The sequence below is a fragment of the Lysobacter sp. H23M47 genome (assembly GCF_015209765.1).
Lineage (GTDB): Bacteria > Pseudomonadota > Gammaproteobacteria > Xanthomonadales > Xanthomonadaceae > Novilysobacter > Novilysobacter avium.
The window spans coordinates 2216572-2238341 of sequence record NZ_CP063658.1; the positions used below are offsets into that span (position 1 = coordinate 2216572).

Sequence of the window (21770 nt, forward strand, 5' to 3'; positions counted from 1 at the left end):
GCGTGATGCCATTGCCTGCCGCACTCCGGCGCGAGATGGCGGGTCTGCTTGGCGATGCCTGGCGGACCGATGACAGCGAGCGGCTCGCCTACGCCTACGACAACTCGCGCCGGCTCGCCCTTCCCGATGCGGTCGCACTGCCGACCACCACCGCGCAGGTGCAGGCGCTGGTACGCGTGTGCCGCTACCACCGGGTTCCGGTGATCGCGCGCGGCCGCGGCACCAACACCACCGGCGCGGCGGTGCCGATCCAGGCCGGCGTGGTCGTCTCGTTCGAGCGCATGGACCGGATCGTCGACACCGCGCCCGGTGACCGCTGCGCGGTCGTCCAGCCCGGCGTGATCAACGGCGACCTGCAGACCGCCCTCGCCGCGCATGGCCTGTTCTGGCCGCCGGATCCGACCAGTGCCGGGTTCAGCACCATCGGCGGCAACCTGGCCTGCAACGCCGGCGGCCCGCGGGCGGTGAAGTACGGCGCCAGCCGCGACAACGTACTGGCGCTGACCGCGGTTACCGGCGCGGGCGAGTTGATCCACTGCGGAACGCGAACGACGAAGGGATCGACCGGCTACGACCTGCAGCGGCTGCTGGTCGGCAGCGAAGGCACCCTGGCGCTGATCGTCGAGGCGTCGCTGCGTTTGACCCCGACACCGGTGGCGCGGCGTGCGCTGCGGGCGATCTACCTCGATGTCGACAACGCCGCCCGGGCCGTGGCCCGGTTGATGGCGCAGCCGGTCACGCCCTCGATGCTCGAGTTCATGGACGCCAGCGCCGTGCGACTGGCCCGCGAAGTCGGCGGCGCGGATCTTCCCCAATCCGCCGGGGCGCTGCTGATGATCGAGGCGGACGGCGATCCCGCGCACCTGGCCGATGACATCGATTCGTTGCGGCGAGCCGCCTCCGGCGATGGGCTTGTCGCGCTCGACGACGCAGCCGACGAGACCGCTCGGGCGCAACTCTGGGCCGCACGCAAAGCACTTTCGCCCGCCTTGCGTACCCTCGCGCCGGGCAAGATCAACGAGGACGTCGTGGTGCCGGTCTCGCGCATCCCGGAACTGGTCCAGGGCGTGCAGCAGCTTTCCGTCGAATGCGGGCTGCCCATCGTCTGCTTCGGCCACGCCGGCAACGGCAACCTGCACGTTAACCTGATGTACGACCCGACCGACGGCGATGAGGCCGCACGCGCTGCCGCGACGATGTCGCGGGTGTTCGCGCTGGCGGTGTCGCTCGGCGGCACCCTGTCGGGTGAGCACGGCATCGGCCTGGCCAAGCGCGATTTCATGCCTACCGCGGTCACCGCGCCCACCCTGGCGCTGATGCGCCAGATCAAGACCGCATTCGATCCGGACGGGATCCTCAATCCCGGCAAGTTGCTGCCGCCGTGACCCATCCCATCGACCCAAAGGCACCGCGCGCGACCACCACCGATACCGCGCTGGAAGACCTGCTGGTGAACATCCGCGCCTGCCGGATCTGCGAGGCCCACCTGCCATTGGGACCGCGCCCGGTACTGACGGCCACCCGCAGCGCCCGCCTGCTGATCGCCGGCCAGGCGCCGGGCCGCAAGGTGCATATGAGCGGGGTTCCGTGGGATGACGCCAGCGGTGCGCGCCTGCGTGACTGGCTGGGGATCGACAGTGAAACGTTCTACGATCCGACGCAGGTGGCAATCGTCCCGATCGGCTTCTGCTACCCGGGCAAGGCCGGCTCCGGCGATGCACCGCCGCGGCCGGAATGCCGCGCCACCTGGCATCCGCGCCTGCTGCCGCTGTTGCCGGAGATCCGCCTCAACATCCTGATCGGCCAGTACGCGCAGGCCTATTTTCTCGGTCCGAGCCGCCCGGGAAACCTCACCGCGACGATGCGTCAGTGGCGCGATTTCCTGCCGCGCTACCTCCCGCTGCCCCACCCCAGCCCACGCAACGTGGCGTGGTTCAAGGCCAATCCGTGGTTCGAGGGCGAGGTATTGCCGGAGCTTCGCGACGAGGTACGACGAGTGCTGGGGCGCCCTACTTCAGCGGCTTGACCGGCGGCACGTCGACACCGGTGCGGATGGTCATGACGCCGTCGACCTCGATGTACTCAACATCGGGATCGGCCGAGAAGCGGTCCATCAGTTCCGCCGCCGCCTTGCGGTCCAGCGGACGGTCGGTCTTGAAGACATCGGCATCCACGCCAAGGCGCCGCAACCATTCCATCTCGACCCCGGTCCGGTCCTGCATTGCGTCCAGTCGTTCGCGGGCGACGCCAGCGTCACGGCCCGGAGCACTCCCGTCCCGGTACTTGACGATGAAACGCTGGAACTGGCTGTCCGCCGGCAACTGATCGAAGTGACTTGCCTTGGCCGTTCCGTCCGAAGCGCCGGGCGCTGCTGCCGCAGTACCCGCCGTGGCTGGACCTGCCGACGATGCAGTTGCTGGCGACTTAGCTGCCGGTGATGCACTCCCGGCCGGTGCAGTTTCCGGCGCCTTGCCGGAAGAATTGTCGCCGGCGGCCGCGCAGCCGCTCATGGCCACCACCGCAGCGACGGCGAGGGATGCGGCAATTCGCCGGTTCGGGAAATGGGCAGTCTTGGCATGCATGCGCTCCTCCAATACTTGCAGCGGGTCAGGGGCCGATCATGCCCGAGCGCAGGTGAATGCCGATGCTTACCGGGACCATGCCCGTTTAAAACATCCCCACTTCCAGCCGCGCGGCCTCCGACATCATGTGCTGCGTCCACGGCGGTTCGAACACCAGTTCCACGTCCGTATCCACCACGGTCGGGATCAGCTTGAGCTTGTCGCTGACGTCGGACACGAGGACCTCCCCCATGCCGCATCCCGGCGCCGTCAGGGTCATCCGCACCTCGACCAGGCGCTGGCCGGGTTGCTCGGGATGTGGCAGGACCTTGGCTTCGTAGATCAGGCCCAGGTCGACCACGTTGATCGGGATTTCCGGATCGAAACACGTGCGCAGCTGGTGCCAGACGAGCTCCTCGACCGCGTCGTCGTTGGCGCCCTCGGGCAGCACGAGCGGCGGGGTGGGTTCCTTGCCGATCGCGTCGGCGTCCTGCCCGGCGATGCGGAACAGGTTGCCGTCCACGAACACCGTGAAACTGCCGCCCAGGCCCTGGGTGATGTAGCCCACCGAGCCGGCGGGGAGTTTCACCTCGTCGCCCTGGGGGACGAGAACGGCGGGGCAATCGCGTTCGAAACGGACAGGTTCGCTGCTACGGGAATACATGCTTTCTGGCTGCTGGATGAAGTCGTACCATTCTAGTCCAATATGCCTGCCGACGCCCACCCGTTATGCTCGGCAGCTGCCTGAGCCGATTGTTTCGATGACCCCTCCCCTGCCTTCGACCGGGCGCGCACGCCGCGCGCCTGCCCGTGTGTTTTCCTGCGTCCTTCTGGCGCTGGGCGTGTTTGGCTTTGCCGCCGCCTGGGTGCTCGTCGCCCTGTCCAGTGGCCGTCTGGGCAGCTGGATGGCCATCCTCGGGGCGATCGACATTGTGATCGTGCTGCGACTGGGCGGCTGGCGTCCGGGGCCGGCGCGTGCTCTGCTCGCCGCCGTTGCCACCGCGTGCATCGCTGCCCTCGCCATCTGGTGGATCATTGCCGCCCATCTGGGGGCGATGCTGGGCCTGACGCCTTGGGGCTCGGCGATCCGGCTGGGTTTCCATCACGCCTGGACGCTCGCGGGCATCGCAATCGGCCCGATCGACCTGCTCTGGATGGCGGCGGCCGTCGTGCTGGCCGCCGTCGCCAGTCGCTGAACCTGGCGTAGCGTTGCCACGCGGCAGCCGCGCGATGCCACCGCGGGCTGCCGCCAGCCTCAGGCGTCCAGCGCCTTCAGCTCCGACACCAGTGCGCCCACCGCCTCCGCCCCGTCGCCGTAGAGCATGCGGGTGTTGTCGGCGTAGAACAGCGCATTCTCGATGCCGGCAAAACCGGTGCCCTTGCCGCGCTTGATCACCACGGTGTTGCGTGCATTGACCACGTCCAGGATCGGCATGCCGTAGATCGGGCTGGCCGGATCGGTCTTGGCCACCGGGTTGACGACGTCGTTCGCACCGATCACCAGGGCCACGTCGGTCTGCGGGAACTCCGGATTGATGTCGTCCATGTCGACGATCAGGTCGTAGGGCACGCCGGCCTCGGCCAGCAGCACATTCATGTGTCCCGGCATGCGCCCGGCCACCGGGTGAATCGCGAACTTCACTTTCACCCCGCGATCGATCAGCCGCTGGGCCAGCTCCCAGACCTTGTGCTGGGCCTGGGCGACTGCCATCCCATAGCCGGGCACGATCACCACCCGCTCGGCGAAGGCCATCATCGAGGCGACATCGCCGGCCTCAATGGGCTTCTGCGAGCCACTGATTTCCTGCGCTTCGCCGGTCGCGCCGAAATGCGAGAACAACACCCCGCTGATCGGCCGGTTCATCGCCTTGGCCATCAGGCGGGTCAGCAGCATGCCGGCCGCGCCAACCATGGTGCCGGCGATGATGAGCGCCTCGTTGCCGAGCACGAAGCCTTCGAACGCCACCGCCAGGCCAGTCAGGGCGTTGTACAGCGAGATCACGACCGGCATGTCCGCGCCGCCGATCGGCAGGGTCATCAGCACGCCCAGCAGCAGCGCGAGGACGAAGAACGCGACGATCGCCGGCATCTGCAGCGTGGCCACCGCCCACCCGCCGGCCAGCAGCATGGCCAGGAACACCAGCGCGCTGAGGAGTTGTTGCGCCGGGAAGACGACGCGCCGGTCCAGGCGTCCGTCCAGCTTCGCCCAGGCGATCACCGAGCCCGACAGCGACACCGCACCGATCGCTGCGCCCAGTACCGCCAGGGTCAGGGTGAAGGTGGACAAGGCCGGCAACGTACCCGCCAAGGCGGGCGTCGCAACGCCGACCATCGAGGCGGCGCGCAACAGCTCCACCGCGCCGATCGCCGCAGCGGCGCCACCGCCCATGCCGTTGTAGAGCGCGACCATCTGCGGCATGTCGGTGATGGCGACCTTCTTGCCCGACACCCAGGCCGCCACCGTGCCGATGACCAGCGCGGTGACGATCAAGCCCAGGTTGTGCAGGTCCGGCAACAGGAAGGTGGCGGCGGTCGCCACCAGCATGCCCGCGCCGGCCCAGCGGATGCCGCTGCGTGCGGTCTTCGGCGAGGCCATCCGTTGCAGGCCAAGCAGGAACAGCGTGGCAGCGACGAAGTAGCTGCTCGCGGCGACCAGCGACTGCAGTTCTGCCGCGCTCACGCGTGAGTGTCCGGTGCTTTGGACGCTTCGCCGGCCGGTGCACGCTTCACGCTGGGCTTGAACATGTCCAGCATGCGTTCGGTCACCACGTAGCCACCGGCGGCATTGCCCGCGCCCATCAACACGGCGACGAAGCCGATCACTTTCTCCAGCGTGGTATCGGCGTGGCCGAGCACCACCATCGCGCCGATCAGCACGATGCCGTGGATGAAGTTGGAACCCGACATCAGCGGCGTGTGCAAAATCACCGGCACCCGCGAGATGATCACATGCCCGGCGATCGCCGCCAGCATGAAGATGTAGAGCATCGCAAACGCCTGCACCATCAGCCCTTCGCCCATCGTTGCTTCCCCGCGCGGTAGTTCCCCATCATAACCACGCATTCAGGGGCGCCGGCAAAGCCGCTGGCGGTTGATGGCAATTCCGCGCGGCCTGTCAACCCGCACCGGCCTCGCGCGTTTCCCTGTCTGCAGCAACCGCTGCGACCCGCCGCGCGACGCGATTGTCGCGAGCGACCGGATGCCGGCCGTATATGCTTGATTTCGTGACCCATGACGCCATCGAACCACCTGCGCAGGCCGCCGTTGCGCCTGATCCGACCGACGCTGGCGCCGCGCTCTTGCGCGAGCCGAGGACGCTGGACGAGTTCCTCGCCCGCCTCGGCACCCGGGCGTTCCGTTTCGCCGAAATCGGCCTGCGCCAGCGTGAGGATGCGCTCGACGCGGTGCAGGACGCGATGATGAAGATGATGAACTACCAGGACCGACCGCCGGCGGAGTGGACGCCGCTGTTCTGGAGCATCCTGCGCAGCCGGATCATCGACATCCAGCGTCGGCGCACGTTCCGCATGCGCTGGATGGCGCCTGCGATCGAGCGCGACGACGGCAGCACGCCGGACTGGCCCGATCACGGCCCAGATCCAGCGCGCAATCACGACGGCCGCGAAGGCTACGCGCGCCTGGTCGAGGCGCTGCAGCAGTTGCCGCGTCGCCAGCGCGAGGCGTTCAGCCTGCGCATCCTGGAAGAGCTTGACGTGGCAACCACCGCCAAGGCGATGGGCTGCAGCGAGGGCTCGGTGAAAACCCATCTGTCCCGTGCACGCACGGCGCTGCAGTTGCAGCTGGAGGACTGGAAATGAACCGCTACGCATCACCGCCGACTGCGGACCCGCGGAACAGTCCGCAGAGCCGGTTTGACGCCCACGCGCGTGAATGCCACGCCGACGCGCTGGCCCACGTCTCGCCGCATGTCCTCAGCCGGCTGCAGCAGGCGCGTCGCGCCGCGACGCTGGGCGCTCCCCGCAGGCACAGCCGGGTGTGGGCGTGGTCCGGCAGCGCCGCCGTGCTGGCGCTGGCGCTGGGCGTGGGCGTGCAGTTCCAGCGCGCGCCCGATTCAACTCAGGGCGCCAGCGTCCCAATGGCCAACACGGCCGATCTGGCGGCAGGACAGGCCGTGGCCGCGCTGGGCGAAGTTGACAGCGAGGTCAGCGGCCTGCTCGCCGCGCTGGACGAAAACCCGGACTTCTATCTCTGGCTGGCCGCCAACGACGGCGCCCTGTCACCACCCGCGGAGCGATACCCATGAACCGTCCATTGCGCTTGACCTTCCTGACAGTCCTGGCCGCCGCGGTGTGCATGCCGGCGATGGCCTCCGAGCCGACCATGCCCGAATGGGACCAGCTCAGCGCGGAAACGCGCGCCACGCTGATCGCGCCGATGCGCGAGCGCTGGAACAGCCAGCCCGACGGGCGGGAACGGATGCTGCAGCGCGCGCAGCGCTGGAGCGAGATGACGCCGGAACAGCGCGGCAAAGCGCGCCACGGCATGGACCGCTGGCACCACATGTCACCCGCCCAGCGGCTGGAGGCGCGTGCGCTTTACAGCAGGATGCGCGGAATGGATCCGGACGCCCGCAAGGCGCTGCGCGAGCAGTGGCGCCGCATGACACCGGAGCAACGCAAGGCATGGGTGGAGGCCAACCCGGCGCCGGAAAGTGGGGATCGCCCGCGCTGACCTGACGATACTGGCTGGCATCGGCTGAGCCGGGCTAGCGCCGCGTTGCCGGAGACGGCCCCGCCTTCACGACGTGAAGGTATTCGCACGGCCGGACTTTCGATATTGACTTCGGACCGCCCACACGGTCGCCTGAAGCTCAGGCGCCGGTGGCTTGTCCGGCTGCGGACACCTGCGGCTAGGTCGCCGATGCCGGCGCCTCGGACGGTGCTTCCGGGCGCGGCGGCCACACCGTCTTCGCCAGCAGTTCATCGTCCCAGTCGAAATCGATCGCACCATCGCGGACGAACAGGCTGACGAAATTCAGGACGTTGCGGGCGAACATCTCGCTGGCGTGGGTAGCACCGCTGCTGGGCAGGTTCAGCGGCCCGGCCACGGTGACGCCACCCACATCAACCGTCTCACCAGGCCGGGTGCACTCGCAGTTGCCGCCGGTTTCCGCCGCCAGGTCGACGATGACGCTGCCCGGCCGCATCCCCGCCACCATCGCGGCAGTGAGGATTTTTGGCGCCGGCCTGCCCGGTACAGCAGCGGTGGTCACCACCACATCGACGAGCTTGAGGTGTTCGCCAAGCCGGCGCTGCTGCTCTGCTCGCTCCTCTTCGGTGAGCTGACGCGCGTAGCCGCCCTCGCCCGCTGCGCTGACGCCCAGGTCGAGGAACTTGCCGCCGAGCGATTCGATCTGCTCGCGGGTCTCCGGGCGCACGTCGAAACCCTCGACCTGCGCTCCCAAGCGCTTCGCGGTCGCCACCGCCTGCAGGCCGGCAACGCCTGCGCCGATCACCAGCACACGTGAGGGGCGGATCGTCCCGGCGGCCGTGGTCAGCATCGGAAAGAACCGCGGGGCGAGCTGGGCGCCGAGCAACACCGCCTTGTAGCCGGCCATGCCCGCTTGCGAACTGAGTACGTCCATCGCCTGGGCGCGGGTGGTGCGTGGCAGGCGCTCCAGCGGAAAGGCGACCAGTTGCCGCGCGGTGATCGCTTCGCTGCGGGCGGGGTCGGCCTCGGGCGCCAACTGGCCCACCAGCACGGTTCCGGGCTCCAATGCCTGCAGGACGTCCGCAGGCGGGCTCTGCACGCAAAGCACGACGTCGGCTCCTGCAAGGGCGCTGACGGCATCAGCGACGACCTCGACACCTGCCGCTGCATACGCGTCGTCGGCAAAGCCCGCTGCGCTGCCGGCGCCGCGCTCGATACGCAGTTGCGCACCCAGGGCGGCCAGCTTTTTGGCAGTCTCGGGGACCAGGGAAACGCGACGCTCGCCGGCCGCGGTTTCGCGGGCGACGCCGATGGTGATCGTCATCAGGCATTCCTTATGCGGGTTCAGCCCATCCTAGCGAATGCCCTGGCAATTGGGCGCACCGCGATACCGGAACGGCGGGCCAAAAGGGGAAGCTACGGCTGCGCGCACATGGCGAGCCGCGCTCGACCCGGCGCTAGCGGGCCACGGAACCGGCGGCGCGGTCAAGCTGCTCGCGCACGTGCTGCATCGCCTGCTCGAACGCGGTGGGCTCGCAGCCCACCTTCAGTCGACCGGACGCTTCCATGACCGCCAGTTCCTCCACCGTGGCCACCAGGATCCGCAAGCCGCGGCGGTTGACCAGCAGCCGGCGGTCGCTGAGCGGACTGACCCAGGCGATCTTGGCTGCAAGTGATTCGCCCTTCAGGTCACTGATCTGCAACCACGACCCGGCCTCGAGCGCGCGCAGCTCTTCCACCTGCGCGGACTTCGCACGCGCCGCGCCGCGCGGGTCCAACCACAGCCGGCGCTCCTCATCGTCGTCCTCCGCCTGGCGCGGCGGCGGCGGGTACAGGTCGCGCGGCGTGTGCGGATACACCAGCCCCTTCACCAGCAACGCCAAGGCATGCTCGGCGGCGGTCTGGTCGAGTCCGGAGCTGGCCAGGCATTCAGTGATGCGCGGCTCCAGTGCCAGCAGGTGATCGGCCAGTTCGGCGCCCCGGCCTTCGGCGGCAAGGCGGTCGGCGGCGACCAGCGCATCGCCCAGGGAAACGGCCTCGACCAGGCGTTCGCGGTCGTCGCCGTCGCGCAACCAGGTCTGGACCAGGTGGTGGCGCCAGGACCCGCGCAGGAACTCGGCGATGGCCGGGCTCAGCGGTGGGGCCGAGAGTCGCCTGGCAAGTACGGTGTCGGCCTGCTCACGGGCATGGTTCAGTCGCTCGCGGCCGTTGGTCGCCTTCGCCGCACGCTCTTCCTGCAACTCGATCCGGCGGCGCTGCTGCTGGAGCAAGGCATCCAGCTCACGATGCGCGGTTTCGAAGATCACCAGATCCTCGGTGTATTCGGCGACCACGCGTTGGGAAATGGAGGTGGCACGGTCCAGCAGTTCTCGCTCCTGCGGGGTGTTGCCGGGGTTGCCGGCCACCGCTTCGGTAATCGCATCGAACAGGCGCCGCGCGGGGTGGGTCGGACTGACAAAGAGCTGCTGGTCGGTCAACGCGACCTTGACGTAGGGCAACACGAGGCGCGCATACATCCGCCGTGCACGGTCCTGCAGCTGCTGACTGCGGAACAGCGCGTCAAACAGCATTCCGACCAGGTCGATCGCGTCCTCGTCCTCGGCGCTGAAACTGATCTGCTCAGGGTCCAGCCCAAGACGGCGCGAACCGGTATTGAGCTGCTCGCGGATCGCCCCGGCCAGGCTGCCGGAACCGGCCAGAGCACGTGCAAACACGTCCGCCGGCTCGGACTGCATCAGTGATGCAACGTTGACCAGTTCGTCCAGGCGCAGCTGACGCCGCCCTCCGGACTCCGCCGGCGCCGGACCCGGCGTCGGCGTCGGCGCGGCAGCATCCCCGCGACGGCCTTCGCGCCAGGCGTGCAGCATGCTGCGCAATTCGGTGAGCTCGGCCGGGCTCGGGGTGTCGACCCCGCGAGACCCGGCACGCCCCTCGCCGCCCCAGCCGCCCTGGCCTTGTCCGGAATTTCCGTAGCCGTAAGCGCCGTGCCCCTGTGGACCGGGTCCGCTCACGGAAGCCGCTGCCTGGCCCGATTGGTAGCCGTCCGCAGCGGCGCCCGATCCCCGTCCACCGTGGCCTGCGGAGGTGTCATCTGTCGGGACTGGACCAGGCTGTTGGGGGGGTCCGCCGGACTGACCGCGCGGTGCGGGGGAACCTGCCACAGCGGGTGCATCGGCGGCAGGCAAGCCGTACCCACCACGTGCAAGCAACGTGTTGGCCGCATCGTAGAGCTCGCCCAGGACACCCTCCAGCGCCTTGCCGTAGTGCTGGAACAGTTGCGTCCGCAGCAGCTCGGGGATCTGCTCGTCTTCAAAGGTGTCGACGAATGCCATCGCCAGGCGCGTGGGGCCCAGCGGATTCATCGATGGCTCCGCGCCCAGTGCACCGGCAAGGATGTCCAGGCGTGCGCCCATCATGTCCAGACTCGCGCTGTGCCGGTGATCCAGGGTGGCGGCCAGGGCCTGCCCGGCGAGATGGAAGTCGATCTGGCCCTCGTCGATCAACCCAAGCGGGATGTCCACGCTGTCACGAGCGTGCAGCAGGCGGAAATCATCGAAACCCTGGGCGATCCGCTGGCGGTAACGCATCACGTGCGCCGCATGATGCTGGCGCAGGACCCACAGTGCGGACTGGCTTTGATAGACCAGTTGCGGGGAATGCGACCCATCGCCGCCCACCGCGATGGCAGCCAAGGCCACGTCGATCGCGGGATAGAACTCGCCCGGCAGTCCGGCCAGCCGCTCCAGTACCAGGCGCTTGATCTCTTCAAGCACCCGCGTGGGATCCACGGGAGTGGAGTGGAAGCCGCGAGCGGATGGAATAGACACGTGTGCTCCAGACCGGGTGACGCAGGATGCTGTCCCTAAACCTGTATAGGAGCATAGTGGCAATATGGGTCAGGTCTCTCCGCCCAATGTCTGAACTGTGACTTATGACCCCCAAACCTGATGGCTCGCGGCCACTTGCGTCGTCCCGCGACGCGCTTGACGCCGCATTGGCCCACCTCGACGACCGCCGCTCCGTGCCTTTCATGCGTCTGCAGGAACCGGGTCCGGACCCGGCGACGCTGCTGCGCCTCCTTGCTACTGCGACAAGGGTGCCCGACCACGGCGCACGCGTACCCTTCCGTTTCGTGACCCTGCGCGGGGATGCCCGCCGGGTGTTCGGCGAGCGCCTCGCCGCGCGCCATCGCCAGGCCGACACCGATGCCAGCGAAGCTGCCATCGCCAAGGACCTCGACCGTTACCTCCACGCGCCGCTGATCGTGGTGCTGGTGGCACAGCTCGGCCCGGACCCGAAGATTCCCGAGCAGGAGCGCCTGCTCAGCGCCGGCTGCACCGGTTTTGCGCTGCTGCAGGCGGCCCAGGCCGCCGGATTCGGTGGCTGCTGGCTGACCGGCTGGGCGGCCTACGACCGCGGGGTTGCCTCGATGCTGAGGCTGGAGGCGCATGAACACGTCATCGGCTTCATCCACCTGGGCACGCCCTCGCAGGACATCCCCGAGCGCCGTCGGCCGGACCCGGCGGCCCTGCTGTCGGAGTGGACGCCTTGAATCAGGCGGTCGCCGCGGCGCCACGCGCTCCGACGTCCACCCTCTACCTGGTCGATGCGAGCCTGTACGTGTTCCGCGCCTGGCACTCGATGCCCGACGATTTCCGCGGCGCGGACGGTGCGCCGACCAATGCCGTGCATGGGTTTGCCCGTTTCCTGCTGGAACTGCTGGATCGTGCGCGGCCGCAGCACATCGCGGTGGCCTTCGACGAGGCGCTGGACTCCTGCTTCCGCAATGCGATCTACCCGGCCTACAAGGCCAACCGCGAGCCCGCTCCGGAAGCGCTCAAGCAACAATTCGTCCACTGCCGGGAACTGTGCGCGGCGCTCGGCCTGAGCGTGCTCTCGCACCGCGAGTACGAGGCGGACGACCTGATCGGCAGCGCCTGCATGAGCGCCCGCGCGCACCGGTTCCGCTCGGTCATCGTCTCGGCCGACAAGGATCTCTCGCAGTTGCTGGGAGATCACGACGAGCAGTGGGACTTCGCGCGCGGCCAGCGCTGGGGCGCGGATGGCGTGCCCGCACGGCACGGCGTGGAGGCCCGCCAGATGGCCGACTACCTGGCGCTGACCGGCGATGCGGTCGACAACATTCCCGGGGTGCCCGGCGTGGGCGCGAAGACCGCCGCGGCGCTGCTGGCGCATTTCGGCAGCCTGGATGCGCTGTTGGAGCGCATCGACGAGGTTCCGTACCTGCGCCTGCGCGGGGCGGCGTCCTGCGCCGCCCGGCTGCGCGAGCATCGCGACCTGGCCCTGCTGTGCCGCCAGCTGTCCACGGTGGCCTGCGACGTGGCCCTGGGGGATGCGGACACCCACTTCGTGCGCCGATCCGCCGCGCCCGCCCGGCTGCACGCGCTGTGCGAGCGCGTCCGCTTCGGACCACTGACCCGGCGCCGGCTTTACGGCGCGGCAGGCCTGGAATTCAATCCGGGCACGTGAACAAGCGCGCCGGGAAGGTTTAGCATCGGGCCAATGGACGATCACGCGGACGATCACGAAAAGCCGGTTGAAATCATCTACGACGGCAAGTGGCTGCGGATGTTGCGCCGCGGCCGCTGGGAGTACGTCGAACGCACCCATGGCAAGGGGATGGCGGTGATCATCATCGCCGTGACCCCGGCCGACGAGGTCCTGTTCGTGGAGCAGTTCCGCGTGCCGCTGGGTTCACGCACCATCGAGATGCCGGCCGGGCTGGTCGGCGACGATGACGCCTCCGATACGCTGGCCGCCGCCGCGCATCGCGAACTGGTCGAGGAAACCGGCTGGGAGCCCGGCCGGGTCGAGGTGCTGCTGGTCGGTCCCACTTCGTCGGGGATGAGCAGCGAACGGATCGCCTACGTGCGCGCCCGTGACCTGGTCAAGGTGGGCGAAGGCGGCGGTGTCGGCAATGAGGACATCACCGTCCACCACGTGCCGCGCGAGCGGGCGCCCGCCTGGCTGATGGAGAAACAGCGCGAAGGCTTCGAGCTGGACCTGAAGCTGTGGGGCGGCCTGTGGATGATCGACCGCGACCCGGACGGATCGCCGGTCGCGCCCTGACGGTCATTGACCGCCGGGCTCGGCAGGTGCGCTGGCCTCAGCCGGCGAACCCGTCGGTGGCCCGCACCAGCGAGTCGACGTTCTCGGCCTCGAAGGCCGAATGCCCGGACGCCGGCGAGATGGCCAGCGTCGCCTTCGGCCACGCCTTGTGCAGGTCCCAGGCGTTCTGCACCGGGCACACCACGTCGTAGCGGCCATGCACGATCACGCCGGGAATGTCGGCGATGGCGTCCACGTCGCGCAGCAACTGGTCATCGACTTCGAAAAAGCCGCCGTTGACGAAGTAGTGGTTCTCGATGCGGGCGAATGCCAGCGCGAACTTCGGGTCCTCGTGGCTGGTGGTGAAGTCGTCGTCGATATGCAGGAAGCTGGTCGCACCTTCCCAGACGCTCCACGCCTTGGCGGCCGCGAGCTGCGTGGCCTCGTCCTGGCTGGTCAGGCGGCGATGGTAGGCGCTGATCAGGTCGTGGCGTTCAGTGACCGGGATCGCCTCCAGGTAGTGCTCCCAGGGCTCCGGGAAGAGGCGGCTCGCGCCTTCCTGGTAGAACCACTCCAGTTCCCAGCGACGCAGCATGAAGATGCCGCGCAGCACCAGCTCGGTCACGCGCTTGGGGTGCTTCTGCGCATAGGCCAGCGCCAGCGTCGAGCCCCAGCTGCCACCGAAGACCTGCCACTTGTCGATGTCCAGCTTGACCCGCAGCTTCTCGATGTCCTCCACCAGGTGCCACGTCGTGTTGGCGACCAGGTCGGCGTGCGGAGTGGAGCGACCGCTGCCGCGCTGGTCGAACAGGATGATGCGGTAGCGCGCCGGGTCGTGGAACCGGCGCATCTTCGCACTGCATCCGCCACCCGGGCCACCATGCAGCAGCACCACCGGCTTGCCGTCGGGATTGCCGCACTGCTCGTAATACAGCGTGTGGCGTTCGTCGACGCCCAGCGTGCCGGTGTCGTAGGGCTGGATCTCGGGATACAGGGTGCGCATGGCGACTCCGCCGCAGGGTGGGCCGGCAATTCTACCGAGCGCTGTGCGTGCTCGCAGCCTGACCCAGCGAGCTCATTCAGCGACCCGGCCAACGCTCACCCGGTCGCGCTGCTCCAGATCGACTACCGTTTCCACGTCGCGCAGACCCGCCTGGACCATCAGTGCACGCACCGCAAGACCCTGCTCCAGCCCGTGCTCCAGGAGCAGCCAGCCGGCCGGCGCCAGCAGCGCCGGTGCATCGCCGATGATGGTGCGGATGTCGTCCAGTCCGTCGGCACCCGCGGCCAGCGCGTTGCGCGGCTCGAACCGCAGGTCGCCCTGGACCAGGTGCGCATCATCCTCGGCGATATAGGGCGGATTGCTGACGATCAGGTCGAAGCGCATGCCGGCCAGCGGTTCCAGCCAGTTGCCGTGGCGGAATTCCACGTTGCCCAGATCCAGCGCCCGCGCGTTGCCGGCGGCCACTTCCAGCGCCGTTTCGCTGGCGTCCGTGGCGATCACCCGGGCCAGCGGGCGCTCCATCGCCACGGCGAGCGCCACCGCGCCACTGCCCGTGCCGAGATCTGCAACCCGAAGCTCCCGATCCGCTGGCAGCCGGGCCAGGGTTTGCTCTACCAGGAGCTCTGTTTCCGCCCGCGGGATCAGCGTGGCCGGGCTTACCTGCAGGTCGAAGCGCCAGAACCCGCGTTGGCCGGTCAGGTAGGCGACCGGTTCGCCCGCGCGCCGGCGCTCCAGCAGCGCTCCGAAATGCTGCGCGGCCGCGTCATCGAGCTCCTCGTCGCCGTGCGCGTAGAGCCAGGTGCGCGAGCGGCCGAGCGTGTGGGCGAGCAGCAACTCGGCCTCGCCCGGCTCCGTGCCCAAACGCGCCTCGCGCAGGAGTGAATCGATTCGCGCCATAGGTTCTACCGAACGTTGGAAAGCCGCGCGCCTCCGATCCGACTGCGGCGCATCGAACGCCATGATAAGCGAGCCTGCTTTGCCACAATCGAGAACGGCCGGGGTTGATAAGCGCTGCTCACGCCGCGATGTCGAAAGGGTCGCCTTCACCGGCGATGTGCGTTTTCGAACGTCCGCCGCGAATGATAGGTCTTGGCTATTGAATCAATCATATCAATCGATTTGATTAATCCCATAGGCCCCACTAACCTGTGATTCGTAGCTTCTTCTCCCCCATCCACTGCAAGAGGATCCAGCGATGTCCCTGATCAATACCGAAATCAAACCGTTCAAGGCCCAGGCATTCAAGAACGGCGAATTCAAGGAAATCACCGAGGCCGACCTGAAGGGCAAGTGGTCGGTGTTCTTCTTCTACCCGGCCAACTTCACCTTTGTCTGCCCGACCGAACTGGAAGACCTGGCCGACAAGTACGAGGAGTTCCAGAAGCTCGGCGTCGAGATCTACAGCGTCTCCACCGACACCCACTTCTCGCACAAGGCGTGGCACGACACCTCCGAGTCGATCAAGAAGATCAAGTACACGATGATCGGCGACCCGACCGGCACGATCACCCGCAACTTCGGCGTGATGATCGAGGACGAGGGCATCGCTGACCGCGGCACCTTCGTTGTCGACACCGACGGCAAGATCCAGATCGTCGAGATCAACGCCGGCGGCATCGGCCGCGATGCCAGCGAGCTGCTGCGCAAGGTCAAGGCAGCCCAGTACGTTGCTGCCCACCCCGGCGAGGTCTGCCCGGCCAAGTGGAAGGAAGGCGAGAAGACCCTTGCTCCTTCGCTTGATCTGGTCGGCAAGATCTAAACCGCTGCAATGGCGACGCTGCGGCGTCGCCCAGATGTCGGCCCGGGCGCTGTAGCCGCCCGGGCGCATGATCCGAGCCCCGGGTGTTCTCCACCCGGGGCTCTTCAGGGCTGGTTTCGCCGGATTCCACACCGATTCCACACTCGATCTCGCCGTACGCGAGTGGGTGACGCGTCACCGGTTGCTTGCACAAGCGGCCTGGGCTGAGCCGGATGCTGGAGATATCCACCGGCACCCCCCACCGGCCCCCTCCCCCGGCCCAGGCCGCTCCTGCAAGCATCCCTACGCCTTCCCCCCTTTCAATGGAGCCGTTGCCATGCTCGATGACAGCCTCAAGACCCAGTTGCAGACCTACCTGGAAAACGTGACCCAGCCGATGGAGCTGGTCGCCTGCCTGGACGACAGCGCCAAGTCGCAGGAGCTGCATGCCCTGCTGACCGACATCGCCGCGATGTCCGGGAAGATCACGCTGCGCCGCGATGACGATTCGCAGACGCGCAAGCCCTCCTTCGCGATCAACCGCGTCGGCACCGATATCGGCGTTGCCTTCGCCGCGATCCCGATGGGGCATGAGTTCACCTCACTGGTGCTGGCGCTGCTCCAGGTCGGCGGCCACCCGGGCAAGATCAGCGATGAGCTGGCCCGGCAGGTGCGTGAGCTGAAAGGCGAGTTCAACTTCGAGACCTTCATGTCGCTGTCCTGCCAGAGCTGCCCCGACACGGTGCAGGCGCTGAACCTGATGAGCGTGCTGAATCCCGCCATCCGCCACGTGGCCATTGATGGCGCGCTGTTCCAGGACGAAGTGGAAACCCGCGAGATCATGTCCGTGCCCACCGTGCTGCTCAACGGCGAGGCCTTCGACACCGGGCGCATGTCGGTCGAGCAGATCGTTGCCCGGCTCGACACGGGCGCCGGCGAGCGCATGGCCGAGGAAATGAGGACCAAGGCGCCGTTCGAGGTGCTGGTCATCGGCGGCGGCCCAGCCGGAGCGGCGTCGGCCATCTACGCCTCACGCAAGGGCATCCGCACCGGCTTGGTCGCCGAGCGTTTCGGCGGCCAGGTGCTGGACACGATGTCAATCGAGAACTTCATCTCCGTGCCGCACACCGAGGGCCCGAAGTTCGCGGTGGCCATGGAGCAGCACGTGCGCGAGTACGACGTGGACATCATGAACCTGCAGCAGGCCACAAAGCTGGTGCCTGCCAGCGAACCCGGCGGCCTGGTGGAGGTGCAGCTGGCCAATGGCGCATCGCTCAGGTCGCGCAGCGTGGTCCTGGCCACCGGCGCGCGCTGGCGCCAGATGGGCGTGCCCGGCGAGGAGGAGTACCGCAACAAGGGCGTGGCCTATTGCCCGCACTGCGACGGCCCGCTGTACAAGGGCAAGGACGTGGCGGTGATCGGCGGCGGCAACTCGGGCGTCGAGGCCGCGATCGATCTGGCCGGCATCGTCAACCACGTCACCCTGGTGGAGTTCGACAGCCGGTTGCGCGCCGACGAGGTGCTGCAGCGCAAGCTGCGCAGCCTGCCCAACGTCACCATCCTGGTCAGCGCGCAAAGCACCGAGGTGCTCGGCGACGGCAGGAAGGTCACCGGACTGGTCTACAAGGACCGCGAGGGTGGCGATATCCACCGCGTGGCGTTGGACGGCATCTTCGTCCAGATCGGCCTGCTGCCCAACACCGAATGGTTGAAGGGCGACCTGGACTTGTCGCCGCGTGGCGAGATCGTCATCGATGAGCGCGGCGCCACCTCGATGCCGGGCGTGTTTGCCGCCGGTGACGCTACCACCGTGCCCTACAAGCAGATCGTGATCGCCATGGGTGCCGGCTCGACCGCCGCGCTGAGCGCGTTCGACTACCTGATCCGCACTCCCGCGCCCGCCGAAGCCGCAGCCGCCCTGGCAGCGGCCGCGGACACCGCCGCGGCCTGAGGGCCAACCGTTGCCGCCGCGCCCAACGGCCGGCGGCAGCGGGTCTGGAATCCCCGATGAATCTTCGCGACCTCAGGTACCTCGTCGCCCTGGCCGAACACCGCCACTTCGGCCGCGCCGCGGCGGCCAGCTTCGTCAGCCAGCCCACCCTGTCCACCCAGATCCGCAAGCTGGAGGAGGAGCTGGGGGTGACCTTGGTGGAGCGCGCACCGCGCAAGGTGATGCTGACCCCGGTCGGTCGCGACATCGTCGAACGGGCCCGGCGCGTGCTGGCGGACGTCGACCAGATGGCCGAGATCGCGCGCCGCAGCCAGGATCCCGACGCCGGCTCGATCCGTCTGGGCATGTTCCCCACGCTGGGGCCCTACCTGCTGCCGCACGTGCTGCCGGGCCTGCGGGAGAAGTTCCCGCGCCTGGAAATGCTGCTGGTGGAGGAGAAGACCGACGCCCTGCTCGAGCGCCTGCGCGAGGGACGACTGGATGCCGCGCTGCTGGCACTGCCGATCCACGACGACCAGCTCCACGTGGAGACGTTGTTTGAGGAACCCTTCCTGCTCGCGGTTCCACGCCAGCACGCGCTAGCCAAGCGCCGCTCGCTGGCCATCGACGACCTCGACCGGATCCCGCTGCTGCTGCTCGAGGAAGGCCATTGCCTGCGCGACCAGGCGCTGGATGTGTGCCGCCTGACCGGCGCGGGCGAGCGTGAGGGGTTCCGCGCGACCAGCCTGGAAACCCTGCGCCAGATGGTCGCCGCCGGGGTGGGACTGACCCTGCTGCCGGCGCTGTCGGTGCAACCGCCGGTGCCGCCGTCGCCGGACATCGCGCTGTTGCCTTTCGAGGGCGAGTCGCCGCACCGCACGATCGCCATGGTCTGGCGCAGGAGCTCGGCGATGGCCTCGTTGCTGGAGCGCATCGCCGGCCAGCTGCGTGAACTGCCACCCGGTTTGCTGCTGCCGCCGGCGGAATCCTAGAAACCAGGGAGCACCCGACAGCGGATCAGACCGCCGGCGCTGCCCCATCCAGCCAGTCAACCTGGTCGTCTTCGAGCGAAACGGGATTGCCGAGGTCCAGCGCGTCGACCACCTCGCGCGCCTGCATCCACGCCGCTTCCGGCACGCAGACCTGGACCAGACCGAACATCGGCAGCTCGCCCATGCCGCCCAGCAGGGCCTCGCCCTTGACGAATACGGGGATGTCCGCCGCTTCCAGTGCATGCCGCACAAGATGGGCATCGATGATGCCGGCGGCTTCATAGACCACCCGCATCATGGGCGGGCTCCGGGACGGGCAGAGACGTGGCTTCGCATCGCTCCACCATACGCCGCCGCGCGTGAGCGCCAGCAGTCCGGCGACACCGGCTAGACTGGTCGCTTCCCCACGCCGATCCCGCGCCGCATGTCCGACTCGACCGCCTCAGCATCCATTCCTCCGGCCGACGCGCCGATCAAGCAGGACTTCGTCCGCCAGATCGTCCGCGACGACATCGCCAGCGGCAAGCACACGGCAATCAAGACCCGCTTCCCGCCCGAGCCCAACGGCTACCTGCACATCGGCCACGCCAAGGCGATCTGCCTGGACTTCGGCATCGCCGACGAGTTCGGCGGCGTGTGCAACCTGCGCATGGACGACACCAACCCCTCGCGCGAGGACATCGAGTACGTCACCGCGATCCAGGAGGACGTGCGCTGGCTGGGCTACGAGTGGAACGAGCTGCGCCATTCCTCGGACTACTTCGAGGTCTTCTACCTGGGCGCGGAGAAGCTGATCGAGCAGGGCGATGCGTTCGTCTGCGACCTCACCGCCGAGCAGGTGCGCGAGTACCGCGGCAGCCTGACCGAACCCGGCCGCGAATCGCCTTGGCGCAACCGCAGCGTCGAGGAAAACCTCGACCTGTTCCGGCGCATGCGTGCCGGCGAGTTCGCCGAAGGCGCGCACACCTTGCGCGCAAAGATCGACATGGCCAGCGGCAACATCAACCTGCGCGACCCGGCCATCTACCGCATCCGCCACCTGGCCCACCAGAACACCGGCGACGCCTGGTGCATCTACCCGATGTACGACTACGCGCATGCGCTGGGCGACGCAGTGGAAGGCATCACCCACTCGCTGTGCACGCTGGAGTTCGAGGATCACCGGCCGCTGTACGACTGGTGCGTGGACCGCGTCGACCTGGCCGGCCATCCCGAATTGCTGCGCCCGCTGACCGAACAGGGCATGCCGCTGGAGGCCGCCAAGCCGCGCCAGATCGAGTTCTCGCGGCTCAACATCAACTACACCGTGATGAGCAAGCGCAAGCTGATGGCGCTGGTGCAGTCCGGCCTGGTCGACGGCTGGGACGATCCGCGCATGCCCACGCTGCTGGGCCTGCGCCGCCGCGGGTACACGCCCGCGTCGCTGCGCCTGTTCGTCGAGCGCCTCGGGGTGAGCAAGGTGAACTCGGTGATCGATTTCTCGGTGCTCGAAGGCTGCCTGCGCGAGGACCTGGACGTCAGCGCTGCACGCCGCATGGCCGTCATCGACCCGCTGCAGGTGACGCTGACCAACCTGCAAGACGGTCACGGCGAATCGCTGGAGTTCCCCAACCATCCCAAGGACGAGTCCTTCGGTAGCCGCCAGGTGCCGTTCTCCAATCGCCTGTGGATCGAGCGCGACGATTTCGCCGAAGTGCCGCCCAAGGGCTTCAAACGTCTGGTGCCCGGCGGCGAGGTCCGCCTGCGCGGCGCCGGCATCATGCGTTGCGATGAAGTCATCAAGGACGCGGACGGTACTGTCATCGAACTGCGCTGCTCGCTGGATCCGGAATCGCGGCCCGGCATGGAAGGCGCCAACCGCAAGATCAAGGGCACCATCCACTGGGTCAGCGCCGAGCACGCGGTGGCCACCGAGGTCCGCCTGTACGATCGCCTGTTCTCGGTCGCCGATCCGGACGACAACAGCGACGGCCAATCCTACGAGGACCACCTCAATCCCGAATCGCGGCGCACCGTCACCGGCTATATCGAGCCGGCCGCGGCGGACGCGACGCCCGAGCAGTCCTGGCAGTTCGAACGCCTGGGCTATTTCGTCGCCGATCGCCAGGACCACAGCCCGCAGCGACCCGTGTTCAACCGCAGCGTCACCCTGCGCGACATCTGGGCGGCCAAGGCGTGACCGATCCACGGCTGCAGCAGCCTGCGCAGCCTGCCAAGGAGTTCCAGCCGATGCTGTACGCCCAGGTGCACCTGACCCTGCCCGCGTGGATTCACGAGGGCATCGACACCAGCGCGCCCTATCCGGGCGATGAGGCGAAGGTCGCCCTGGCAATCGAACTGTCGGCACGCAACATCGAAGCGCGCAGCGGCGGCCCGTTCGGCGCGGCGGTATTCGGCCCCGATGACCGCATCATCTCGGTCGGCGTCAACCGGGTGATCCCGCAGGCGTGCTCGCTGGCGCATGCCGAAACGATGGCCTACATGCTCGCCCAGCAGCGCACCCAGCGCAGTCGCCTGAACGAGAGCGAGCCCGGCGTTCGCGCCGGACCGGTCACCCTGGCCACCTCGGCGCAGCCGTGCTGCCAATGCTACGGCGCGACCATCTGGGCCGGCGTGGACCGCTTGCTGATCGGCGCCCGCAGCGAAGACGTCGAAGCGCTGACCGAGTTCGATGAAGGCCCGTTGCCGGCAGATTGGGTCGGCGAACTGACCCGCCGGGGGACCGACGTCGTGCGTGATATCCAGCGCGATGCGGCGTGCGAGGTGCTGAAAGACTATGCCCGCTCCGGCGGGGCGGGCTATTGAC

At 68.2% G+C, this 21770-nt stretch carries 23 protein-coding genes; 14 read left to right on the top strand and 9 right to left on the bottom strand.

The window, feature by feature from the left end:
* The first annotated feature begins 5 nt into the window (after positions 1-5).
* Entirely contained in the window at positions 6-1385 is a 1380-nt protein-coding gene (locus INQ43_RS10065) for an FAD-linked oxidase C-terminal domain-containing protein (protein ID WP_194036346.1), read from the top strand.
* On the top strand, positions 1382-2026 hold the full coding sequence (locus INQ43_RS10070; RefSeq protein ID WP_228062483.1) for a uracil-DNA glycosylase family protein: 645 nt from the start codon (positions 1382-1384) through the stop codon (positions 2024-2026). Before INQ43_RS10065 ends, INQ43_RS10070 begins: the two co-directional genes overlap by 4 nt.
* Here INQ43_RS10070 and INQ43_RS10075 read toward each other — a convergent pair.
* A complete protein-coding gene (locus tag INQ43_RS10075; protein WP_194036347.1) occupies positions 2010-2582 on the bottom strand; it encodes a hypothetical protein in 573 nt (190 codons plus the stop codon). The genes INQ43_RS10070 and INQ43_RS10075 overlap by 17 nt on opposite strands.
* Positions 2583-2667: 85 nt before the next feature.
* Positions 2668-3225, bottom strand: coding sequence for a putative Fe-S cluster assembly protein SufT (sufT, locus tag INQ43_RS10080; RefSeq protein ID WP_194036348.1), 558 nt, complete (start codon positions 3223-3225; stop codon positions 2668-2670).
* Between the two features lie 97 nt (positions 3226-3322).
* Between sufT and INQ43_RS10085 the strand changes: the two genes are divergently transcribed.
* Entirely contained in the window at positions 3323-3757 is a 435-nt protein-coding gene (locus INQ43_RS10085; RefSeq protein ID WP_194036349.1) for a hypothetical protein, read from the top strand.
* 59 nt (positions 3758-3816) lie between these two features.
* Here INQ43_RS10085 and INQ43_RS10090 read toward each other — a convergent pair whose 3' ends face one another.
* Both INQ43_RS10090 and INQ43_RS10095 read right to left on the bottom strand, forming a co-directional pair.
* Positions 3817-5241 carry an NAD(P)(+) transhydrogenase (Re/Si-specific) subunit beta gene (locus tag INQ43_RS10090; protein WP_194034138.1) on the bottom strand — a complete coding sequence of 475 codons (1425 nt, stop codon included), beginning with the start codon at positions 5239-5241 and terminating at the stop codon, positions 3817-3819.
* Entirely contained in the window at positions 5238-5582 is a 345-nt protein-coding gene (locus tag INQ43_RS10095; protein WP_228062484.1) for an NAD(P) transhydrogenase subunit alpha, read from the bottom strand. Before INQ43_RS10095 ends, INQ43_RS10090 begins: the two co-directional genes overlap by 4 nt.
* 191 nt (positions 5583-5773) lie before the next feature.
* Between INQ43_RS10095 and INQ43_RS10100 the strand changes: the two genes are divergently transcribed.
* Genes INQ43_RS10100 through INQ43_RS10110 form a run of 3 tightly spaced genes read left to right on the top strand, consistent with a single transcriptional unit; the run spans position 5774 to position 7253 of the window.
* The gene (locus INQ43_RS10100; RefSeq protein WP_194036350.1) at positions 5774-6379 is read left to right on the top strand and encodes an RNA polymerase sigma factor; all 606 of its coding nucleotides are present in this window, start codon (positions 5774-5776) and stop codon (positions 6377-6379) included.
* The gene (locus tag INQ43_RS10105; protein ID WP_194036351.1) at positions 6376-6825 is read left to right on the top strand and encodes a hypothetical protein; all 450 of its coding nucleotides are present in this window, start codon (positions 6376-6378) and stop codon (positions 6823-6825) included. The genes INQ43_RS10100 and INQ43_RS10105 overlap by 4 nt, the downstream gene beginning before the upstream one ends.
* Positions 6822-7253: a DUF3106 domain-containing protein gene (locus tag INQ43_RS10110; RefSeq protein ID WP_194036352.1), complete on the top strand. Its 432-nt coding sequence runs from the start codon at positions 6822-6824 to the stop codon at positions 7251-7253. The genes INQ43_RS10105 and INQ43_RS10110 overlap by 4 nt, the downstream gene beginning before the upstream one ends.
* Before the next feature lie 178 nt (positions 7254-7431).
* Here the strand turns inward: INQ43_RS10110 and INQ43_RS10115 are convergent, their stop codons facing one another.
* Together INQ43_RS10115 and INQ43_RS10120 are read right to left on the bottom strand one after the other, a co-directional pair.
* Complete coding sequence (locus INQ43_RS10115; protein WP_194036353.1) at positions 7432-8556, bottom strand: NAD(P) transhydrogenase subunit alpha; 1125 nt, start codon at positions 8554-8556, stop codon at positions 7432-7434.
* Positions 8557-8689: 133 nt separating this feature from the next.
* On the bottom strand, positions 8690-11059 hold the full coding sequence (locus INQ43_RS10120) for a DUF1631 family protein (protein WP_194036354.1): 2370 nt from the start codon (positions 11057-11059) through the stop codon (positions 8690-8692).
* A gap of 104 nt (positions 11060-11163) precedes the next feature.
* Between INQ43_RS10120 and INQ43_RS10125 the strand changes: the two genes are divergently transcribed.
* Genes INQ43_RS10125 through INQ43_RS10135 form a run of 3 tightly spaced genes read left to right on the top strand, consistent with a single transcriptional unit; the run spans position 11164 to position 13322 of the window.
* Positions 11164-11784, top strand: coding sequence for a nitroreductase (locus INQ43_RS10125; RefSeq protein ID WP_194036355.1), 621 nt, complete (start codon positions 11164-11166; stop codon positions 11782-11784).
* Entirely contained in the window at positions 11772-12722 is a 951-nt protein-coding gene (locus INQ43_RS10130) for a 5'-3' exonuclease H3TH domain-containing protein (protein WP_194036356.1), read from the top strand. The genes INQ43_RS10125 and INQ43_RS10130 overlap by 13 nt, the downstream gene beginning before the upstream one ends.
* A gap of 33 nt (positions 12723-12755) precedes the next feature.
* Positions 12756-13322, top strand: a complete 567-nt coding sequence (locus INQ43_RS10135; RefSeq protein WP_194036357.1) for an NUDIX hydrolase — start codon at positions 12756-12758, stop codon at positions 13320-13322.
* A gap of 37 nt (positions 13323-13359) precedes the next feature.
* Here INQ43_RS10135 and pip read toward each other — a convergent pair whose 3' ends face one another.
* Together pip and prmC are read right to left on the bottom strand one after the other, a co-directional pair.
* A complete protein-coding gene (pip, locus tag INQ43_RS10140) occupies positions 13360-14304 on the bottom strand; it encodes a prolyl aminopeptidase (protein WP_194036358.1) in 945 nt (314 codons plus the stop codon).
* A 72-nt stretch (positions 14305-14376) separates the two neighbouring features.
* On the bottom strand, positions 14377-15201 hold the full coding sequence (gene prmC / locus INQ43_RS10145) for a peptide chain release factor N(5)-glutamine methyltransferase (RefSeq protein ID WP_194036359.1): 825 nt from the start codon (positions 15199-15201) through the stop codon (positions 14377-14379).
* A gap of 298 nt (positions 15202-15499) precedes the next feature.
* On the opposite strand from prmC, the gene ahpC reads away from it, so the two are divergent.
* The 3 genes from ahpC to INQ43_RS10160 all read left to right on the top strand — a co-directional run bounded on the left by ahpC (position 15500) and on the right by INQ43_RS10160 (position 18964).
* On the top strand, positions 15500-16063 hold the full coding sequence (ahpC, locus tag INQ43_RS10150) for an alkyl hydroperoxide reductase subunit C (protein WP_194036360.1): 564 nt from the start codon (positions 15500-15502) through the stop codon (positions 16061-16063).
* A 316-nt stretch (positions 16064-16379) separates the two neighbouring features.
* Complete coding sequence (gene ahpF, locus INQ43_RS10155) at positions 16380-17993, top strand: alkyl hydroperoxide reductase subunit F (protein ID WP_194036361.1); 1614 nt, start codon at positions 16380-16382, stop codon at positions 17991-17993.
* Positions 17994-18049: 56 nt separating this feature from the next.
* Positions 18050-18964, top strand: coding sequence for a LysR substrate-binding domain-containing protein (locus INQ43_RS10160; RefSeq protein WP_194036362.1), 915 nt, complete (start codon positions 18050-18052; stop codon positions 18962-18964).
* 25 nt (positions 18965-18989) lie between these two features.
* On the opposite strand, the gene INQ43_RS10165 is transcribed toward INQ43_RS10160, so the two are convergent.
* Positions 18990-19259 (bottom strand): DUF2007 domain-containing protein, encoded by a 270-nt coding sequence (locus tag INQ43_RS10165; protein WP_194036363.1) that lies wholly within the window; start codon positions 19257-19259, stop codon positions 18990-18992.
* Positions 19260-19388: 129 nt separating this feature from the next.
* On the opposite strand from INQ43_RS10165, the gene INQ43_RS10170 reads away from it, so the two are divergent.
* Together INQ43_RS10170 and INQ43_RS10175 are read left to right on the top strand one after the other, a co-directional pair.
* Positions 19389-21143, top strand: a complete 1755-nt coding sequence (locus INQ43_RS10170; RefSeq protein ID WP_194036364.1) for a glutamine--tRNA ligase/YqeY domain fusion protein — start codon at positions 19389-19391, stop codon at positions 21141-21143.
* Positions 21144-21193: 50 nt separating this feature from the next.
* The gene (locus INQ43_RS10175) at positions 21194-21769 is read left to right on the top strand and encodes a nucleoside deaminase (protein ID WP_194037657.1); all 576 of its coding nucleotides are present in this window, start codon (positions 21194-21196) and stop codon (positions 21767-21769) included.
* The last annotated feature ends 1 nt before the right edge of the window (position 21770 follow it).